Source organism: Alteromonas sp. KUL49 (genome assembly GCF_006538345.1).
In the GTDB taxonomy this organism is placed as follows: Bacteria; Pseudomonadota; Gammaproteobacteria; order Enterobacterales; family Alteromonadaceae; genus Alteromonas.
Genome location: NZ_BJKL01000006.1, coordinates 272,657 through 292,507, shown reverse-complemented (window position 1 = coordinate 292,507; position 19,851 = coordinate 272,657). Strand labels below are relative to the sequence as shown.

The following is a 19,851-nucleotide window of genomic DNA, read 5'->3' as shown; positions in this document are numbered from 1 at the left end:
TCTCTAGGGAATAGTGATTATTTTTAGTTCTATCAAGTCTTTGCGGTTTGTACAATAGGGAATTACTCCGGTCTAGAAAGACTCAGATTAGGCAAGGGTAGTGCAATGGGGGTATGACTGACTTCCTTACCAGCAAAGAAGGTATGCATTCTATTCTGCACTTCAGGTGACGCCATAAACAAATTGTGACCCGCATACTGCACTTCAATATGAGTAAGGTTGCTAAGCCCTGCCACTGCTTGTGCTTGTTCGCTTGGGTAAGTACGTCCGTCGAGACTGCCCGAAAACACCAGTGTGGGAATAGCGGATTGTGGATCCCGTCTAAAGTCATCACCTAAATCCAGCGTTGTATCAAAGCGGTTAAGCATGGGCATAGGGAAGTTGAGCATTAACCCAAGCAAACTCGACTTAGCTTGTTGTTCAACAAGGGCCAAACGTTCTGACGTAATACCAGAAGCGGCGTCCATTCCTAGAGGCATTAGTCGGAACGACAGTGGTGCTTCGTTAAACATACCTCGTTGAAGTATCGACATCAGTAAGCCAGTATCGTTAGCACTTAAGCTCAAGTAGGTGTGTATCAGCATGGCAAGGTATTGGCCTGGGTCAGCAATCATCATACTCGCGAGGGCTTGCATATGGCCTTTTTGGAACAGCATAGTTGTGGTTGAGCCGTCTCGGTTAGGTATCTCTAACGGTAGAGGTTGTTTTTCTAGCGTATCGTGAACGCTGTGCATTAGTGCAGGTAAGTCGGGTACCATGGTTTTCAATGGTTGTTGGTTAATCACCCCTTGTACGGCAGTAAAATACTCATCGGTACGTTGGGGAAGTTTTACGGTTTGGTTTAGACCTTCAACGCTAGCTAAAACAACTCGGTCAATGTGTTCTGGCAAAAGCTTCATTGCTGCGAGCGCTAAATGGCTACCGTACGAAATACCCCATAAGGACACTTTTTCAGCACCTAAGTGCTCACGTAGGTCATCAATATCTAATGCATTTTGTACTGTGGTATAGCCATAGACATCTATGCCTTGAAATTTCCATTGTTCAAAGCACTCTGTCGCTGCACGGGTATAGGCTGAGGAGATTTGTTCCGTAGTCGAAACTTGGTTTAGGGGCAGTACGATACTCGATACGCATTCTTTTGCTTGCTCTGATGCTCCCGTGCCCCGCTGGTCTAACGCTATTACGTCGCCGTGTTTTCTCATCGCCTCGAACAAGGGAAAACGACGCCATTTAGCGGTACCTATTCCCGAACCACCCGGACCTCCTGCTAAGTAAACTATCGGCGCATTCTTCGCTGCAGCGTCGGTTAAGGCAGGAAAACGCACATAGTTAACGCGAATATCTCGGCTATCAGGGTTATTGCGATTTTCAGGCACCATAAAGTAGCCTTCTACGGCATCTGTGGTGTCGCCGCTATTGGCCTCAAATACAATCGCTTTTTCATTGGGGTACATGTCTTGTGCCGCGGTAACTGGCGCAATGCAATGGACGAATGCTGCTATAAGAATGGATGTAATTCGCATATGATGGCTCCTACATGCTAGTTTTATATAAGCCGTGCTGCTTTGTTTGCATGCATCTATTAAGCGCAAGCCTTCAGCGAGTGTGAAGGTAAACTCTTTCAACGGACTGATTTTATTGGTGATTCCGTTAAGCGGTAGTAAAAATTCGATAAACGGTAGTAAAGGAATTCGGTGGGTATGAGGTTAGGTTTCACCCGATGGCTGATAATGGCATTGATGTTAGTGAGTGTTCAGAGTGCTGCTGGAGTACTTGCACGCATTTCAGCATCGTCACCGGTTCAGCTGTGTGAATTTACAACCTCTGTACCTAAAGTCCCGACATTCACCGAGCCCGAATGTCGGATTGCAAATCTTATCGACGTAGACCCCCAGGGTCGCCACCTTTGGGTGTCAATCAGCTTTGATGCCCCGCAACGTTTGGATGAAATGCGTCAACCTTTGGGGTTGTTTTTATTTGCTAAGGCATCAAGTCGGGCTTTTCTCAATGGAGAGCTGGTGGGAGTCAACGGTACGCCAGGCTCAAAAGACACCGAGATAGCTGGCGAAATGGACGTGGTGTTTCCATTGAACCCCTCTCAACTCAAACCCGAGAACAACACTCTGGTCCTCGAACTTTCAGCACAACAAAGTGTGCTGCAATTAGGCTTCCCCATCCATTTTATTGGCATTGGCGAATACACCGACCCCAGTGACTACATTCAGCAGTACGCCCAGCTTGGCCTGATCTTGGTGGGAGCGTTTCTGGTTGGTGGGATCTACTTTGCTGTACTTGCCCTTCTACGCACCGATCAATCTCTACACATTATTTCTGGCGTCATGTGTCTACTCGCAGGTGCTCATTTGTTTACCGAAATGAGTCGAGGGCTTGTGTCGTATACTTATCCGTGGCACGACGTTAGATTACTCGCCGTCACTGCATTTTCTTGTCTTTTTGGGTTAATGCTACTGACGTTCAGTGCTTTTAAAGTGTCAGGTAAGCACGCAGTACACTGGATATACACAGGGGCCTTTTGCACTATTTTGTGTGTGTTCTTTGCTCAGGGCTTTGATATTAAAACCACACTGGGCATTTTCATTCCGCTACTGTTTAGCGTAGTACAGGTGTTTATGGCTTGGTTTCGTTCTCGCAGTCGGCATTTACTTAAATGGCTGCTGGTTCAAGTGGCCGTTGCTTTACTCATCAGCTTCTCATCGGCTAATTTTCACGAAATTACTTACTTTGCGCTCATTGCTTGTGTGCTGTGCTATTTGTTTGTTCAACACGCTAAAGAGCAGCACCAGTCTTATTTGCAACTACAAGATGACAAAGTCACTATCGCCAAGCTTGAGTATCAATTGGCTCAGTCGCAACAAATAGACAAGCCAATGACATTAGAAGTGTCGTTGGGTGGAAAGCTCGAATATCTGCAGGCTCATCAAATAGCCTATTGCAAAGCATCTGGTGACTACGTTGAAATCTATCTGGTTGATAATTCCGAGAAACTCTATTCAGGCTCGTTAAAACAGTTGGAGGGAATATTGCCAGCCACTTTCTTGCGGGTGCATCGCTCCTATCTGGTTAATCTTAAACAGGTAGCATCGTTAGCAACTGATAAAAGCGACGATAAAGCGGGCAGTGTGCTTAATCTGCAAAATAACCAGCAAGTTCCGGTGAGCCGACGTTTGTTGCCGTCGGTGAAAAGCTCAATACGTTCCACATTTGAATAGTGATAACAATAAAAAAGGAAACAAAATGAATACATTAAAAGGAATATTGCTACTGCTGGCAATGGCCATGTTCAGTGCAAACACGGCAGCACAGGGCACCATAGAACAAGTCACTTTTACGCACCCAGATATTGATTCACCCATTGTGTTTAACGTTGCGCTACCTACTAATTATGCAAAAAACACCGATAAGCGTTACCCACTTATGCTCGACTTTCACTACTACGCGCATACCTATTTACAAGGTATGCATGACTGGCTGAGTCATAATGGTGAATGGCCATGGCCTCAAACTATCATCGTAACGCCACAAGCGGGCAATAGGGTAGGTATGTTGTTTGATCCAAAAGGAAACACTACACCACTGCTCGACTTTTTCGAAACTACGCTGATTCCTTATATCGACGAACACTACCGCACCACTGACTATCGCATTATGAGTGGGTTTAGAGTCAATGGCAGTGTTGTGTTATCGGCTTTGATTAACAAGCCTGGTTTGTTCGACGCCCATATTGCCATTAGCCCTGAGCTTAAAGACGACTATGTACAAATACTGTCTAGCTCGGCTGAAAAGCTACAAAGCCAGAGTGAGCATGCACCGTTCTTGTTGTTTACCCATGGCGAATCAGTAAAAGAAACCCATCAACAAGCCGATTATGCAGCGTTCTTGAAAGTACTAGAAAATAGTGCACCCGAAAACATTACATGGCACTACGAAAACTATGCCGATCACTATTTTATGTCGTTGCCACTGCTTTCTGTGATTCGTGGCATAGAGTTGCTACACCAAGCAAACGCTTCAGACGAACTCGAATGACGACTTAAATTTTAGCGGTGGTAAGTAAAAGCTTTCACGAAAGCATTTTGAAAAGTGGGATTGATTTTTAAACCCATTAGCCACCGCCAGCTTTGCTATGCCTTGGTTGGAATAGGGGTGGATAAGCTGGGGGAGGGCGCGGGCCAATCGATAATCACGCAATAAGTTTCTAAACGACACTTGATGTGACGCCAATACCCGCTTTAAGTAGGGAACGGATACTTTGAGCGAAGCTGCTACTTCGGGCAGCGTGATAGCGTCGAAGTAATTCGCTTCGATAAACCGACAGACCTGTCTGAAGGTGTAAGCATGATCTCGAGAGGCTTCTTCGCCTTCGGTGTTTGCTGAAAACAAGCTATTGAGCTGCAGTAAAAAGGTTTCAGCAATGGTGGAGAGATCTTTAGGAATAGGTCGCGGATTAAGTAACTCTGTGCTCAATACCATAGCCAATCTGCGCAAGCTTTCAGGTACAAAGGTATTCGCACAAATCAGAGCTGGTTCACTGCGAACCACCTCTGGTAAAGCATGGTAAGGAATTTTAAAGCTCAATAGGTTTCTTGACGCATTATTAGAAACAAAAGGAAAGGCAGTATTAATTAACGACAGGGAACCTACGGGTAAGGTGTAGTTATTGTCGTTTGAGCTGATAAAAACGTCACTAGACAGTGGAATGTAAAGTAAGAAATAAAGTGCAGTATCTTGTGCAATATGACGCGCTGTTCTCACGGTAAGATTGTCGTCACAACAAATGTGACTTACCGTAATATCACCTACGTTGGCGGCACGCACTTTTCCGTAAAATGGTGCCTTTTCTTCTCGCTCAAGACTCAGCGATACACCACGCCCAGATATAATCGACGTCCAGTAATCAAACTGTTCGTTTTCAGGGATATCAGTAGTGGTCAGAATATGCATGGAATACTACAGTGTTTAAGGTTCCTTCTTGTATGAAAATCATACTATTGATATTGAAACGCTAAATCAAGACGCCAGTCATCTGACGTCTTTTAACTCGTTGCTTTTACTGATATTTCTTAAGCTCAAGACGAGACACCATACCTTTGTGTACCTCGTCAGGGCCATCAGCAAGGCGCAATGCCCTAGCGCCAGCGGCAAATCGAGCCAGAGGAAAATCGCTACACATACCCGCGCCACCATGAATTTGAAGGGCCATATCCACCACAGATTGAAGCATATTAGGCACCACCACTTTAATGGCTGAAATTTCGGTCATGGCATGCTTTACGCCAAGATTATCGATTTTCCACGCCGCATGAAGGGTAAGTAAACGCGCTTGTTCAATGGCCATACGCGCTTCAGCAACACGCTCTAAATTGCCACCCAAGCGAATTATAGGTTTACCAAAGGCAACCCGTTCGTGACCCCGCTTTAGCGCGAGCTCTAGGGCTTTTTCAGCCATACCAATAGCGCGCATACAGTGATGTATTCTGCCTGGCCCCAAACGTCCCTGTGCGATTGCAAAGCCCTTGCCTAAGCCCATCACTAGGTTGTCTTTGCTCACTCGCACGTTATCAAAATGCATTTCACCATGTCCGTATGGCGCATCGTAGTCACCGTAGGCATCAAGCATACGCTTGATGGTAATTCCCGGTGTATCAAGGGGTACAATCACCATACTATGCCGACTGTGCTTATCGTTTTCAGGGTTAGATAAACCCATAAATACTGTGATGGCAGCGTTAGGGTGACCTAACCCCGTAGACCACCATTTTTTACCATTGATCACCACATCATCGCCGTCTTCAATAATGGTTGCCGCCATGTTTGTGGCATCAGATGAAGCAACATCTGGCTCGGTCATACCAAAGACTGATCGGATTTCACCGTTTAGCAGGGGGGTTAGCCATTTGTCTTGCTGCGCTTGATTACCAAAGTGATAAAGCACTTCCATATTGCCCGTATCAGGGGCATTGCAGTTGAATATCTCGGGGGCAAATAAAAACTTACCCATACGTTCTGCCAGCGGTGCATATTCTAGGGTGGTCAAACCCTGGCCTTTCTCGACATCAGGTAAAAAGAGGTTCCACAGGCCAGCGTCTCGCGCTTTTGTTTTTAACGCTTCAGTGGCTGGATGCAGTTTCCAGTTTTTCCAGTCACCGTGATTATTCTCTTTGTGATGAAAGTCGTACACCTCGTTTTCGATAGGCTCGATATGCTCGGCAATAAACCCATCGAGTTTTTCTAGTAACGCTTGCGTTTTCTCGTTATGCGCAAAATCCATAATCTTTACCTGCCTGTGTAAAAGCTGAAACAAACTGTCTGTAAACTAGACTAGTTCACATAATTAAATGAATGAAATGAAATATCATCCTTGATATATTTGAATTTCATTCATAGTGAGATGGGTGGAGAATAGGTTTTATGGAAAGACAATTTGAAAAGCTCGACTTAAACCTGTTAAAGGTGTTTGAAGCCTTATGGCAACAGCGCAACATGACCCGTGCGGCGGAAACGCTTCACATCACCCCCTCTGCGGTAAGTCATGCTATGCGCCGATTCCGTGAGCTATTGGGCGATCCTTTGTTCGTGCGTCAGAAACAACTCATGGTGCCTACGGCAGCGTGTGAGCGACTCGCTCCTGATGTGCTGACCGCACTGGCCAACCTGCGCAATGCACTCGGCCATTTCGCCGCATTTGAACCCGCCCACAGTCATCAACGTTTCGTTATTGCTATGCAGGAATCGCTGGAGCAAAGCGTATTGCCTACCTTGTTCAAGCAGCTTGAGGTACAAGCGCCCAATGTTGTGCTAGTAAGTACACGACTAAATCGCGAGACCATGGCAGCGGACCTCGCTAACCGCAACCTGCACCTTGTGATTGATATTGGGCGGCCTGTATCTGGACCTATCTCTCATTGTGTGCTGCGAAGCGATACTTATCGCGTTTTGTTACGAAAAGAACATCCGCTGCAAGGTCAGCTTAACGCTGAAAATTATCTCAATGCCCGTCATGTGACGGTATCAAACCGACCAAAAGGGGCATCGGTAGAGGAGTTAGCACTACAACGCTTGGGTATCAATCGTCCTTCATCTTGGCGTTGCCAAAACTACCGTGCAGCCGCCGATGTTGCCTCGCAAACAGGCGCTTTGCTTACACTACCGGGTTCAATCGTAGGAGCGTTTGAGGGAGCCGAACTCGACGCCGAAAAACTACCTTTTGAATTGCCCGCATTAGAAACTCATTTGTATTGGCACCAGCAGCAAGAAGACGAGCCCGGCCTTGCTTGGTTAAGAAAGCTTATACTTTCATTATTCGAGGATTCTGGTCTAACCAGATAGCTTTTGGTACAGTTGTGCGCTGAGCCAAATCATAGGAGCGGAGCGATTCATGAAGGTGCACACGCTATCTGGTTATATTCAGCATATTTACCTTGTTCAAGAGGGCGACAAGCTGTTGCTTCTTGATGGGTGTAGTCGTGCCGATGTAGATATGGTTTGTGACTTCATTACCGATACCCTCACCCTGCCCTTATCTGCGCTTAAATTTATTGTGGTTACTCATATGCATCCTGACCATGCCGGTGGTGCTATTCGTTTGCGTTCTCGTACTGGTGCACAAATTGGCGCACATCCTAAGGCGTTCAAATGGTACTTAGGACTATCTGGTCGTATTGCGCACATGATTGATATTGCGTTGGCGTGGTGGGTAGCGAGTCGTTTAGGCAAAGCCAGACAAGCGCTGTGGTATAACCCAAAGCTCAACCACGACGTGGTGTTAAAAGACGAACAACGACTCCCCTACTTCGATGACTGGCAGGTAATTTATTCGCCGGGGCATACTGACCACGACCTATCACTAGTTCATGTGCCTACTAAGCAAGCCTATGTGGCCGACTTAATGGTAAAAGTTAAAGGTGAGTTGGTTGCCCCCTACCCCATATGTCACCCTAATCAATATCGACGATCACTGCATCGCGTGGCAAACGCACAACTCGAAACCATATTCTGTGCCCACGTACCGCCATTGAAAGTACAAGACATACCCTTTGACGACATTATTCAAAATGCACCAGCATTGCCTAAAAATCATTGGCATTCGGCAAAGAATAGAATAATGCGAAAAATCGGTGGTCGAACAGAAAGCCACTAGTAGGTTTTTCTGAGCTTTGCGAGATACGACTCGATTTGCTCTCTTCGTTCATCAGTACAGCTTTTTAGTAGCACGTTGAAGTGGTGTTTTGCGTTTGCAATTGATGATTTTTCAACAGCGTATCTCAGCGCAGAACACAAACTTCCAAATTCCAACGGGTTTGCGATACTGAGAGTCTCGGCAATGGCTTCTACTGTTTTTTCACTTTGTAAGCAGCTGGCTTTGATATCAAGTGTTCTACTAGCAGCATATCGGCAATGCACGTTTGATAGCCCTTTAGTGACGTAGTTTTCAATATTTTGCCGCCAGTACTTGTTATCTATATAACCAAAAATTTCAATGAGATCGCTATTGAGCGTGCGCTCAGATACAGTAATGAGTTGTTCAACAGCACGTTGATTAATGGGGATTCGGCGAAACATGCTAATTGCACAGCCATTCACGTTGTCCCGCTCATCTATAATAAATTCGCAGAACTTGTGAAGTTCGGATTCTAATGGCGCAAGTACTTTGTCGCCCTCATGCTGTTTTACGAAACGTTGTAACTTGTATATAAGAGGTCCACGCGCTTCTGGGCTAGCGTCCAATGTGTTTGCAATTAGCGTGTGGATATTACTCATAGCTATTCCTTACGGTGTTATTAGTTACCACGGCAACAAGGCCCGATCGAGTATAACCTTCTAGTATTGAAATGTTTATTTTCAGACCCACTATTCACTTATGCTTTTAACTGCTGCCTTGGAATAATGAACGTTTTAAAAATTGTCATGCTCGCCATGGGCTTAACAATGAGTTTTTTGTGTATGTCTGCACAACATGACGTTGAGCAAGGCAATGCTGTGTCGTATTACGAAGTAGAGGTTGATACGCAGAACCTCGATCTGACTTTGTTATATGTACAACAAGCCAGTGTGTTTAACGACATTCGACAGCAGCCCTCATGGTCGTTCGTGGATTTTGTGGTAGATGTATTTAACATCAACAGCAGTCACGTTCATCTTCACTCTGAACCTATTCTAAGCCCATGGTTCAACAACTTAACGTCAATGCGTTTTCGTGTTGAACAGTGGAAATCCAGTAACAGCCTTTATCGCCAGCTTGCTATCGCAGGGTAGCGTCTCTTTTCTGCATTACAAAAAACACCCTTTTAACGTCTGAGCCACGCTATCGCGAGGCCGGCAAGTATTTGAAAAGAGAACACTATGAAACAGTTACTCACGCACTTGTTGTGCATCCTTATTTTACTATTAATACTATTGTTATTGCCCAACCCAACTTCGGCCAGTAGCCATCCGCAGCAACCCGCGCCCGTTGATTCATCTATAAACGTAACTTCACTGGTTGCTCAAACCCTTGATGTTTTTGAGCAACACTATATTGACCAAACTGCCACACAATCCGTTATCAATGCCGTTAATGAAAGGCTAGATAATGGCCGTTACAATAACATCAACACCCTCTCGGAATTTGCTGAAACGGTTGGCCGAGATATTCGAAATATTTCTGGTGATCTGCACTTGAGCTTAATGGTTCAAGACCCCGAAGCGCCCCTTACCCATATTTTGCCTACGGCTCCAGGAAGGTTGACGTACAACCATGCTTTTGAGCAAGTGAAGTACCTATATGGCAACCTTGGATACTTGAAATTTAACAAATTTCACCCCGACGAGGATGCACTCAATACCGCAGATATTGCGATGCAGTTTTTACAACACGCAGACGGACTAATCATTGATTTACGGGACACCATAGGAGGCTCGCCTTACTTAGTTCAGCATATGCTGAGTTACTTTTTTGCCCCTGAGACTCCTTTGTGGTCTATCGAATACGGTGACACGCTAGCTACTGATGTGATTACCATAGATACGCAACCTGCCCATAAGCATTTTAGACAAAACACACCCCTATGGATTCTCACTAGTAGTACCACGGCGAGTGCCTCTGAGCTGTTTGCTGGTGTGTTGCAAGCGCAAGGTAAAGCTACACTCGTAGGTAGCAAAACGGCGGGAGCGGGTTATTACGTTGGGGTAAGGCCCATTACCGATACACTGACCTTTCGAATTTCCCTCGCAAAGCCAGTGCTAGCAACCTCCAACTTTAATTGGGAACAAGTAGGTTTAAATCCCGACATACCCGTTGATGCAGTCGACGCCCTCGACGCGGCGTTTTCCCTCGCCCAGTCTATAAAGCGTTAGGGTGGCAACCATGAGCACAGTAAGCATTGCACTACTGCCTTTTTTTGTATGTTTAGGGTTTGCAGTGTTAATGGGCTTTTTTGCACTTATGTACCGTTGGGCAAGGCGTCAAAAAGGTGTAGCCATGGCTTTTGGCATGTTGGTGCAAATGTTTTTGCCCGACCCCAAAGCACAACAAACCATTGAATGTGTTGCGGAGTCGAAGCAAGAGCAAATAAAGCCTTCGCAATCTTCAGAAGGTGAGAACTAAGATAAATAGAAAACGCAATCTCGCCTGGCTTTCAAGCGGGATTGCGTTGCCTACATCCTTTATTTTTCACAATACTGAACAAAGCAGTTCCTTCCTTTTTCTTTTGCTTCATAGAGAGCTTGATCGGCTAGCTTTACAATACTTTCTTTCGTGATTCTAGGATTCATCTGCGCCCAATAGAAACCAATTGAACAAGTAACCCAGGAACCGGCTCTCCCCTTGCCATGAGGAATAGCTAGTTGTTGCCACTGTGCCAGTAGTTGGTTTGCAAAATCGTGGCATTGCGACTCTGTTACATTGGTGGTCACAACAATAAACTCTTCGCCGCCGTACCTAGCTACTATGTCAGTCTCTCGCTTGAAGATAGCACTCAAATTACTGGCTTGTTGTTGAATGATTTTATCGCCTCTTACATGCCCATAACCGTCGTTAAAGTCTTTGAAATAATCCAAGTCAATTACAAAAACGCACAGTGTAGATTGTCCTCGTTGAGCTAGCTTAAATTGCTTTGAGAATCTAGCTTCATAGGTTCTTCTATTAAGGAGAGAAGTTAAGGGGTCGGTTTCACTGAGTGTAGTTAGCTTGTCGTTCAGTTGTGTCAGCTTTCTAATACCACTCTCAATCCTATAGGTTCCTAACAAGCCAATGAAAAGACTCATTAACACAAATCCGACGTTAATCCCTGTGTAGTCTCCATACATTGGATACATCAACACCATAACCACAAACCCAAGTAATGTGGCGGCGGAAAATACCATGGCAAACTTAAATGACATGCGGAACACGAACATTGAAAAAAGGCTATACATCACAGTGCCTTCATAAGAAAACACCACACCGGCTTGTTCCCAGCATTGAATAATCAACCAATAGTTTATGAAAATTATCGACAACATGGATGCAGACAATGCTGCTTGGTAGTGCTTGGCAAAGTTGGGTAAAAAGGTAGCGGCAAGCAACAGAAAACACACAGGGAATTGCATGGTAATTCGAGATTCAATGTAGGTCATGTGGAGTGATTCTGGCAAAAATGCCAAGTCGGTGAACATAAATGCTACCAGCATTGATGTGCCAGTAATGATGAGAAGTCGTATGTGTTTTAGTGTTAGTGTAGTTTCACCAACGAGAGCTCTTGTAAACTTCAATATTGCACGGACCGTTGTTTACCGTTTGATCTTGCTTTAAAAGATAGCAAAAATCTCGTGCAATATTGTTTAATTTACTAAGGAGAACACTAACCCTCGGTGTAATAAAAGGACTACAGTAACTACTGATAGTAGGCCGTATTATTAAACGCAGCTTTTGTGACGATAGCGGCCAATAATAAAAATTAAAACACCATAGAAAAGCACCGTAGAGGGAACATTTACAGTAGCCAAAGTAAATGAAAAGTCATCAAAAATGATGCCTTCTGCTAATATGTCGAACACTTGATAAAACTCAACTCTGTGAATGTTTGCTGCATTCACGGTTAACGTATAAAACTCGTTGAAGCCCGTGGACGTGCCAACTACTTGTTGTGCATCGACTTGAACTCCATCGCGGTCAAAAGCAACTAAAGCAAAACCGTTAACTCCTACATCTAACCCCTTAATACTTACACTAGACACAGTGTTACTAAAAATAGCTTGTAAAGGCTCACTTGCATCGTGAACTGCACCGTTCACATTGATGATAGTGTTGCTGCCAGAGCCTCCTGCTAATCCCCCTTGCAGAGTAACAAGTGCATCGACAAAAGTGACACCTAAACTTGAGTAAAAATTATCGAGTAGCGTGCTTGGTGTGGCATCTTCAAAATTAATACTGATGACAGTTGCGTTTGCAGAGTTTGCTAGAAATAAAAAGCTTATTATGGCGACAAGAACTTTCTTCAAAACACTTTCCTTATGTTGTGGTTAAGTCGTACGCAGAAAAGCATAAAATACGCCAGAAATATAACTTGTTGATACCCCCTCATAAACATTAAAAGTAAAGTGAAGATGGTGTTGGAGTGTTAAAAAAATGAACACTCTTTAGACTCGCCACAATACAATTTCACACCTACTAGTTGCCTTAGTTCGCATTTATAATGCAATTTGAAGACGTAAAATTTTGGGAGCCACTATGCGTTTATTACACACCATGCTGCGGGTAGAAAACCTTGAAGCATCGTTACATTTTTACACCGAACTTATGGGCATGCGTTTGTTACGTACGTCAGAAAACAAGCAATACGAGTACACCTTGGCGTTTGTTGGTTATGGCGATGAAAGCGACACCACTGTGCTCGAACTCACCTATAACTGGGGAGAAAACACTTACGACAAAGGTACAGCCTTTGGGCATTTAGCCATCGGTGTCGACGACATTTACGCCGTTTGCGAAACCCTAGAAGCCAATGGCGCAGACGTTTATCGTAAGCCCGGACCTGTAAAAGGCGGCAGCACAGTAATCGCCTTTGTGCGCGACCCTGACGGTTATGCCATTGAGCTAATCGAAGGAAGATAAAATATCAAAGCGCTAGTGCAGCATCACTTCGATAACTAAAGCACTATACAGGAGAGGGAGCAATGCACTTTTTATAGCCGTCCGAGGCAGGGATGCCGAGGCCGAGCCCACACGGACGTGTTCATGGCGTGCAATAAAAAGTGTATTGCTCCCTCTCCTCATGTTCGCTTCAACCCAAAGAGTTGTAACAAAACGTGGCTGCGCCTTGTGATCTGCCGGTAAATGCATACATCATTGGTATATGAGGCATTAGGAAAAGATACAAGGCATGCAAAATCGTTGGTCGGCGCTGGTGGATAAAGCGGCTCAGGTGGCTACTACGTCGAGTAATAAACTGGCTGATATTGTGACTAAGCAAACCCATAGGTTTACCTTAACGGGGTTGAGTCGCAGTGGTAAGTCTATGCTGTTCACCAGTATTTTGACCATGCTTAAATCGCGCAATGACGAAGGCTATGTATGTCTACCTTTGCTGCGAACCCTGCCGCCAGAAGATATTATTTTTACCCGTATTGAGCCCCTTGAGGGCTTTAAGCCCTTTCCACTTACATTGAGTTTAGAGGCGTTAGCCAATCAAGCATGGCCTGCGCCTACCGACGAAGCCTATGGTTTTAAGCTGATTATTCGGGTGCAAGAAACCCATAGCGTAAAGCGAAAGTTGCTACCTCACACCGACGTGATTTTTGAGTTTGTGGATTACCCCGGAGAGTGGTTAACCGACTTGCCTATGCTGAGCAAAAGCTATGCTCAGTGGTCTGATACCGCTTGGGCACAGCTCAGTAGTGGGCCGCAACAATACTACGCTGAAGAGTGGAAGGCATTTGTAAATCGTTTTGATTTTGAAGCAGCGCCAACACGGGAACGTATAGGCGAATTAGTGGAATGTTATACCCGTTATTTGAAAGTGGCGAAAAGTAACGGTATTTCCATGCTTCAACCCGGTAGCTTTTTGTTAGACACCTCGGAATTTGACCGTTTTGAACATGGCTTCGCACCACTGCCATCAAGCATTACCAGTGATATTTCTCACCCGTGGTTTGAAGTGTTTAACGCGCATTATCAAAAGTTTGGCAAAGACTGGCTATCGCCCATCAAAGAAGATGTATTTAAAGAAACCGAGAAGCAGATCATTCTCGTAGATTTATTTGAAGGGTTGAATCACAGTCGCCAGCATCTGTATCAATTAAAAGAAACCCTTAGCCATTTGGCCGATGCCTTCGTGTACGGCAAACAAAGCTGGTTTGCTAAGCGTTTAGGTAAATCACCTAAAATAGGTAAGGTGGCTTTTGTTGCGACAAAATCTGACCTGTTACCCGCTGGTGAGCACGACAATCTACTGGCACTACTTGAACAAATTACCGAAGGTGCGCGGGCAAAATTTGCTGACAAACCTATCGCCTTTGAGCATTTTTTAGTGTCGGCTATCAAAGTGACCGACGAGGGCAGCGCACCACAAGCATTGCGATACCAAGACAAAGACCTTGGCTATGTTGAAGCTACTTTTGAAAGCGTACCTACCCGACTGAAAGACATGGAATCTGATGCTCACTTTCCTGTACTCAACGTGGCTGTGCCCAAAGATTTCAAAGCCCGCATATTGGCTGGCCGCGGACTAGACCGATTATTCCAGTACTTACTCACCAATGAGGAGCAAAGTGATGGCAAATACTAATAATTCCGATACCAACACCGTAGAATCCGTGCCTGAACCTACTTATCGAGCAAAAATAGTTCAGCAGCCATTGGATATAGCGCCTCCAGAACAAGCCCTACCTGAGCGTATTGAGCCCGAGCAATGGCAACCTCCGGTGAAAAAATCCCGGCTCTCTGTTGGCCTTGCCACTCTTGGTCTGGCGTTAACTACGGTGATTGGATTTATGTTGTTTGATGCAATCACTACCCTTGCGTCAAATGCTGCCCAATACCCGATTATTACTACCTTTCTGGGTATTATGCTCACTTGTGTGGTGGGTGGATTAAGTTACCTATCAGCACGGGAGTATTTGGGGTATCGTCGAGTAAATAGCGCATTACTTGATTCCAGTGACATTCAATTACTTGAGCAACAAAGCAAAGCCGGTGAATCGTTAGATGTGGCTCAGGTTGCTCATGTGATAGACCGTCACGGTACACATTTTTCTGCAGATTCTTACGCAGCGTTTTGTTATCAGCGTTACTTGTTGCACATTCATGTAGACATGACAGGCAATGAACGTTTGGCGCTGTATCACGATAACGTAACGCAAAAGGTGCAGAAAAAAGCCCGTGAAGTGCTAAACCAAGAGGCTGTTACTGCGGGAAGCATGGCGTTTATTAGCCCCAATAATTTGCTGCAAACTGCGGCAATTTTGTGGGTAAGTTTTCGTACTATTCGCAAGGTGGCACAAGTATACGGTCTAAAACCTAGCGCTTCTGGAAACTGGAAGTTAATGGGGGTTTTGGCACAGAACATTGCAGCACAAGGTATTGTTGATCTAGCCACCGATGAAATTATGAGCCAAGTGAGTGGAAGCTTGTCGGCTAAGTTCGTCGAAAATGCTGCGGAAGCCGTTGCCGCTGGCGCACTGAATGTGCGCCTAGGTAAAGCCTTGATGAAGTTACTCAAGTAACCCGAGTTAAGGTTAAGTAACGTCGTTAACTACCTGATACTGGCTTTGCAGATAGGTTTTGTTGTTTACGATTAACGCGAGCTCGTTAACGGCGTGCTCAATATCAACAAAGCGCAAGTAAAGCGGGGCAAAGCCAACGCGTAATATGTCGGGTGCCCTAAAATCGGCGATAACGCCTTTGTCTATCCACGCCTGACAAATCGCATAAGCCTCGGGGTGAGAAAACGCCAACTGACTACCTCGCTCCGCCGCTGCTGGGCTTGCTAAAGTAAATGTCTCTGCGAGCCCATGAGCTTCAAGCTTAGCTAAAAAGTATGCTTGTAACTTGGCCGATTTATCTTCAACTAAGGCCATGTCGGTGTTGTCAAATACCGACAGGGCAGCGTCTAGCACTTGCATACCAATCACGCCTGGCGTGCCGCACAAATTGCGCTTAACTGAATCGTGGGGCGTATATTCATGTGAAAACGAAAAGGGCGAACTGTGTCCCATCCAACCTGACAATGGTTGTTGGTAACGGGCTTGATGGCGCTCAGCAACGTAGACAAAGGCAGGAGAGCCAGGCCCACCGTTAAGGTATTTATACGTACAACCTACCGCAAAATCTGCGTTGGCCTCATCGAGGTGAACCGCAAATGCGCCAGCGCTGTGAGCGAGATCCCATAAGGTTAAAATGCCTTTTTCATGGGCTGCTGCGGTAACCGCAGTTATATCTTGCTTACGTCCAGAACGAAAATTCACTTGAGTGAGCATCAGTACAGCAATGTCATCATGAAGCTGTGATGCGACGTCATTCTCGTCAATAAATTGAATCTTGTACTCATCACCAAGGAGCGACAACAACCCTTCTGCCATGTAGATGTCGGTAGGAAAGTTGTCTTTTGTGGTGGCGATAGTTTTGCGTTCTGGCGACATTTTTATCGCCGCACTCAAGACCTTGAAGAGGTTGGTGGAGATAGTATCGCAACACACCACTTGGCCTGCTTTTGCACCTATCAGGCGACCTATTTTGTCACCAACGCGGCTTGGTAAGTCAATCCATTGATGCTTGTTCCAGCTGGTGATCAGATCATCACCCCATTGGTGCTCAACCACTGCTTGAGCCGCTTGTTTACACGCGGTAGGAAGAGCGCCTAGCGAATTACCGTCCAGATACACCGTGTTAGGCGGGAGTGAAAATAAGGCCCGTTTGTCTGCTAAAACGTCTTCTCTGTCGAGTACTACAGCGTCTGACATAAACTACTCTTCTTTAATAATGGTTAAAAACTGCCTGAACGATGGGGTTTCTGGGTGCAGCCAGTCAAAGTGCCCGCCACCATTCACTATCATAGCGGTAGCGTTGCTTAAGTAAGCGTGTTTTACCGGCACAATATTGTCTTGGTCACCGTGAAGTGTTACGAACATACCTGTGTTTTCGGTCAAATGTGGTGTGGCATCGGCGTAGTCATCCGCTTTTTCAGCAGGGGTGCCGTCAAAAAATGCAGGTGTAGCCGTTTGGCAGCTGTTTTCGCCCACCGCATAGGTGGTTACATCGGTAATCGCCGCTAGGCCAATCACTTTATCAAACGTAGGCATTTCGGCGCGATTGTGCTGACCAGCAAGTAAGGCTAAATGACCGCCAGCGGAATGCCCTGCAAGTACCTTTTTCATCGGTATGGTTGTTTTTTGCCAGTAGGCAGATAGGTGAGACAGGGCATTGGTAATATCATTAAAGGTACCGGGCCAACCACCGCCTTCATCACCTGTACGGCGATAAGAGATAACGTAGACATCCATGCCCTGACTAGCAAGCGCCGAATACATCCCTTTAGCATGGTGATAGTCAAACGCATTCAGCCAGCATCCACCGTGAATGAATACCAGTGCCGTTTCGTGAGCTTCTGAATGCTGTGCTGCTGGCCAAACGCCTATCTTTTGCAGCGGATCGTCGCCATAGCTCATCCACTTTTGTGCTTCGATAAACGGTAGTTCGAGTATTTCTTTGTAGGCTACTTGTTCTTTGCCATAAACAGGCATAAGAGCAAAGACACAATAGAGTATTGTTAATAAACGAAAAATAACGGCTCTCCTTAGCATGGTAGTCGCCCTTTGGGTACTTTTCTAAAGCATAGCGAGCCGATGAGCAAGTGTCTTGTACATTAAGTTTGGTTAAAGGGGAAGAGAAGCTGGCAAAGCAATCGAGAAGGTACAGCCGCCTTTGGGGTTATTGCTAACAGTGATTTCCCCGTGATGTGCCTCCACTATGCGCTTGCATAAAAACAGCCCTAGCCCGACACCATTGAATGAACGGTTATCTATATTTTCTACACGGAAAAACGGCTCGAAAATTCGCGTGCGTAATTCGTCGGGAATGCCGGGGCCGTTGTCTTTTACCTCGATGACGATAGAAGATGTCTGCTCTGTGATAGTGATCTCTACAAGGCTATCTTTCGGCGAGTGTTCAATAGCATTTTTCAAAAGGTTGCGTAGAGCAAACATGATTCTGCCTACATCCATACTAACGGCAACTTCTGGTATCTCGTTGTTGAGTTTGGCTCTACCGGCGATGAGCGGTTCGGCCAGTAAATCGTCAATGAGAGTTGGCAAATAGAAAGTAGTAAGGTCAAGAATGGCATGGCCTTGTTTTAGTCGTTCTCCTTCAAGCAACTGGGCAATTAAGTCATCCATGTGTTTTATGTCTTGGCTCAGCCCATCAACCGTCGGGCTAGCTTCGAGCATAGCTAAAGATATTTTCATTCTTGCCAAGGGCGAACGCAATTCATGGCTTATCGCCAGCAACAAATCATTTTGCGCGTTAAATAGCCGATGGAGATTTTTCGCCATTCTATTCAATCCACGGGTAAGTATGGAAAGTTCAGTTTTTGGGTGTTGTGTAATTTGATAATCGAGTTCACCATGACTTAGCCGTTCGGCACTGTGTATTGCCAGATTAATGGGCTTTAGTAATCTTTGTAACGTGACATAACACAACGTTAAAACCACAAGTGCTGCCACCCAAGGCCAGAATACCATCCAGTTGGGGTAAACAATGAGGTTCATGATGTTCGATGTGACTGACGCATAGTTGTTACCCTGCCGACCTGTTAAGTAGTACTTTCCTTGGAACTTTGCGAAGTACAAAGCGCCAATCATTTCTGCGTGTTGAGTAACATCACCGACGGTTGGAAAGTCCTCAGATGTGGTCCACCGTTCGCCGTTTTGAATAATCATCAATTCAACTCGGTTTTCTGCGGCGTCCTTGTTGAGTTTTTCTGTGTTTAGCGGTTCTCGAGCAATGTTTTCTAGTATCTCTTGGAAAGTGGTTTGATTGTCAGTGAGGTAGGCTTTGGCATCGTCTTCCGACATTGCGAAAATACCCAATACAACAAAGACTACTAACAACAGTGTGGTAAGGGCGAACAGTGAAAAGAAGCGACCAAATAGACCCAAATGAAGATGCTTCATAGCTTTCTCGCTACAAAGGTATACCCAGCACCGCGAAGAGTACGAATAAATTTTACGTCTTTGGGTTGGTCGCCTATTTTTTGCCGTAATCGACTGACTAGAATGTCGATGGAACGACTGTAAATATCGGCATCGGTGCCACGCAGAGCGTTCAACACCTGATCGCGATTAAATACTTGCCCCGGGGAGCCAGCTAGCAAGGTTAGTAATCGAAATTCCATACCCGTTAAAGGCACGTGCAAATGATTAATTAACACTCGGTGGCGCTGCACTTCTATAGTCATTCCTTCAAAATGCCATGTCTCATTGCGGTCTATTACGTGATTTTCTTGAGATTGGTTACGCCGAATAATGACTTGAATACGGGCCACAAGCTCGCGAGGCTCGAAGGGTTTGGCCAGATAGTCGTCTGCCCCTAATTCTAGTCCCAATACTTTATCAGATAGCTCACCACGGGCCGTTAGCATAATGATGGGTATTTCCGAGGTTTCTCGTATTTGTTTGCACAGGGTAAAACCATCGGTTTCAGGTAGCATTACATCGAGCAGAAGAACGTCAAATGATTGAGACTCAAGTTTGACCTGCCCTTCTCTTGGGGTGTGTGCAATTGAGAGTGCAAGATTGTGATTTCGAAAATAGTCACGCAGCCTTTCGCACAAAATAGGGTCGTCATCGATGATCAATACATTGTGCATTATTTGGCTA

General features: G+C 45.4%; 20 protein-coding genes. 10 read left to right on the top strand and 10 right to left on the bottom strand.

Translation table 11 applies throughout. The features are described 5' to 3' along the window. Positions 1-62: 62 nt before the first annotated feature. The gene (locus tag EYS00_RS12755) at positions 63-1,526 is read right to left on the bottom strand and encodes an alpha/beta fold hydrolase (RefSeq protein ID WP_130637165.1); all 1,464 of its coding nucleotides are present in this window, start codon (positions 1,524-1,526) and stop codon (positions 63-65) included. Between the two features lie 177 nt (positions 1,527-1,703). Here EYS00_RS12755 and EYS00_RS12750 point away from each other — a divergent pair, with 177 nt between their 5' ends. After that, positions 1,704-3,233 (top strand): LytTR family DNA-binding domain-containing protein, encoded by a 1,530-nt coding sequence (locus tag EYS00_RS12750; RefSeq protein ID WP_130637163.1) that lies wholly within the window; start codon positions 1,704-1,706, stop codon positions 3,231-3,233. A 25-nt stretch (positions 3,234-3,258) separates the two neighbouring features. After that, a complete protein-coding gene (locus EYS00_RS12745; RefSeq protein WP_130637161.1) occupies positions 3,259-4,050 on the top strand; it encodes an alpha/beta hydrolase in 792 nt (263 codons plus the stop codon). On the opposite strand, the gene EYS00_RS12740 is transcribed toward EYS00_RS12745, so the two are convergent. Both EYS00_RS12740 and EYS00_RS12735 read right to left on the bottom strand, forming a co-directional pair. Next, positions 4,033-4,965: an AraC family transcriptional regulator gene (locus EYS00_RS12740; RefSeq protein ID WP_130637159.1), complete on the bottom strand. Its 933-nt coding sequence runs from the start codon at positions 4,963-4,965 to the stop codon at positions 4,033-4,035. The two genes, EYS00_RS12745 and EYS00_RS12740, sit on opposite strands and share 18 nt — an antisense overlap. Positions 4,966-5,071: 106 nt before the next feature. Beyond that, on the bottom strand, positions 5,072-6,292 hold the full coding sequence (locus EYS00_RS12735; protein ID WP_130637157.1) for an acyl-CoA dehydrogenase family protein: 1,221 nt from the start codon (positions 6,290-6,292) through the stop codon (positions 5,072-5,074). 140 nt (positions 6,293-6,432) lie between these two features. Here EYS00_RS12735 and EYS00_RS12730 point away from each other — a divergent pair, with 140 nt between their 5' ends. Beyond that, positions 6,433-7,350 (top strand): LysR family transcriptional regulator, encoded by a 918-nt coding sequence (locus tag EYS00_RS12730; RefSeq protein WP_130637155.1) that lies wholly within the window; start codon positions 6,433-6,435, stop codon positions 7,348-7,350. Positions 7,351-7,399: 49 nt separating this feature from the next. Then, the gene (locus tag EYS00_RS12725; RefSeq protein ID WP_130637153.1) at positions 7,400-8,161 is read left to right on the top strand and encodes an MBL fold metallo-hydrolase; all 762 of its coding nucleotides are present in this window, start codon (positions 7,400-7,402) and stop codon (positions 8,159-8,161) included. On the opposite strand, the gene EYS00_RS12720 is transcribed toward EYS00_RS12725, so the two are convergent. Beyond that, positions 8,158-8,781: a hypothetical protein gene (locus EYS00_RS12720; RefSeq protein WP_130637151.1), complete on the bottom strand. Its 624-nt coding sequence runs from the start codon at positions 8,779-8,781 to the stop codon at positions 8,158-8,160. The two genes, EYS00_RS12725 and EYS00_RS12720, sit on opposite strands and share 4 nt — an antisense overlap. Positions 8,782-8,907: 126 nt before the next feature. Between EYS00_RS12720 and EYS00_RS12715 the strand changes: the two genes are divergently transcribed. The 3 genes from EYS00_RS12715 (at position 8,908) to EYS00_RS12705 (ending at position 10,606) form a co-directional block, all read left to right on the top strand. Continuing rightward, complete coding sequence (locus EYS00_RS12715) at positions 8,908-9,276, top strand: hypothetical protein (RefSeq protein ID WP_141252471.1); 369 nt, start codon at positions 8,908-8,910, stop codon at positions 9,274-9,276. Between the two features lie 87 nt (positions 9,277-9,363). Continuing rightward, the gene (locus tag EYS00_RS12710; protein ID WP_130637147.1) at positions 9,364-10,356 is read left to right on the top strand and encodes a S41 family peptidase; all 993 of its coding nucleotides are present in this window, start codon (positions 9,364-9,366) and stop codon (positions 10,354-10,356) included. A 10-nt stretch (positions 10,357-10,366) separates the two neighbouring features. Next, positions 10,367-10,606 (top strand): hypothetical protein, encoded by a 240-nt coding sequence (locus tag EYS00_RS12705; protein WP_130637144.1) that lies wholly within the window; start codon positions 10,367-10,369, stop codon positions 10,604-10,606. A 59-nt stretch (positions 10,607-10,665) separates the two neighbouring features. On the opposite strand, the gene EYS00_RS12700 is transcribed toward EYS00_RS12705, so the two are convergent. Both EYS00_RS12700 and EYS00_RS12695 read right to left on the bottom strand, forming a co-directional pair. Next, a complete protein-coding gene (locus EYS00_RS12700; protein WP_130637142.1) occupies positions 10,666-11,751 on the bottom strand; it encodes a GGDEF domain-containing protein in 1,086 nt (361 codons plus the stop codon). Between the two features lie 144 nt (positions 11,752-11,895). Continuing rightward, a complete protein-coding gene (locus tag EYS00_RS12695; protein WP_130637140.1) occupies positions 11,896-12,480 on the bottom strand; it encodes a hypothetical protein in 585 nt (194 codons plus the stop codon). A gap of 229 nt (positions 12,481-12,709) precedes the next feature. On the opposite strand from EYS00_RS12695, the gene gloA reads away from it, so the two are divergent. The 3 genes from gloA (at position 12,710) to EYS00_RS12680 (ending at position 15,702) form a co-directional block, all read left to right on the top strand. Next, positions 12,710-13,093 (top strand): lactoylglutathione lyase, encoded by a 384-nt coding sequence (gene gloA / locus EYS00_RS12690; protein ID WP_130637138.1) that lies wholly within the window; start codon positions 12,710-12,712, stop codon positions 13,091-13,093. Positions 13,094-13,361: 268 nt separating this feature from the next. Further along, positions 13,362-14,765, top strand: a complete 1,404-nt coding sequence (locus EYS00_RS12685) for a YcjX family protein (RefSeq protein ID WP_130637136.1) — start codon at positions 13,362-13,364, stop codon at positions 14,763-14,765. After that, entirely contained in the window at positions 14,752-15,702 is a 951-nt protein-coding gene (locus tag EYS00_RS12680) for a YcjF family protein (protein ID WP_165399375.1), read from the top strand. Before EYS00_RS12685 ends, EYS00_RS12680 begins: the two co-directional genes overlap by 14 nt. A gap of 12 nt (positions 15,703-15,714) precedes the next feature. On the opposite strand, the gene kynU is transcribed toward EYS00_RS12680, so the two are convergent. From kynU to EYS00_RS12660, 4 genes are all read right to left on the bottom strand, one after another. Continuing rightward, complete coding sequence (gene kynU, locus EYS00_RS12675; protein ID WP_130637132.1) at positions 15,715-16,938, bottom strand: kynureninase; 1,224 nt, start codon at positions 16,936-16,938, stop codon at positions 15,715-15,717. A 3-nt stretch (positions 16,939-16,941) separates the two neighbouring features. After that, complete coding sequence (locus tag EYS00_RS12670) at positions 16,942-17,778, bottom strand: alpha/beta hydrolase (protein ID WP_130637130.1); 837 nt, start codon at positions 17,776-17,778, stop codon at positions 16,942-16,944. A 72-nt stretch (positions 17,779-17,850) separates the two neighbouring features. Beyond that, on the bottom strand, positions 17,851-19,146 hold the full coding sequence (locus EYS00_RS12665) for a HAMP domain-containing sensor histidine kinase (protein ID WP_130637127.1): 1,296 nt from the start codon (positions 19,144-19,146) through the stop codon (positions 17,851-17,853). Then, positions 19,143-19,841 (bottom strand): response regulator transcription factor, encoded by a 699-nt coding sequence (locus EYS00_RS12660; RefSeq protein WP_130637125.1) that lies wholly within the window; start codon positions 19,839-19,841, stop codon positions 19,143-19,145. The genes EYS00_RS12665 and EYS00_RS12660 overlap by 4 nt, the downstream gene beginning before the upstream one ends. Positions 19,842-19,851: the final 10 nt, after the last annotated feature.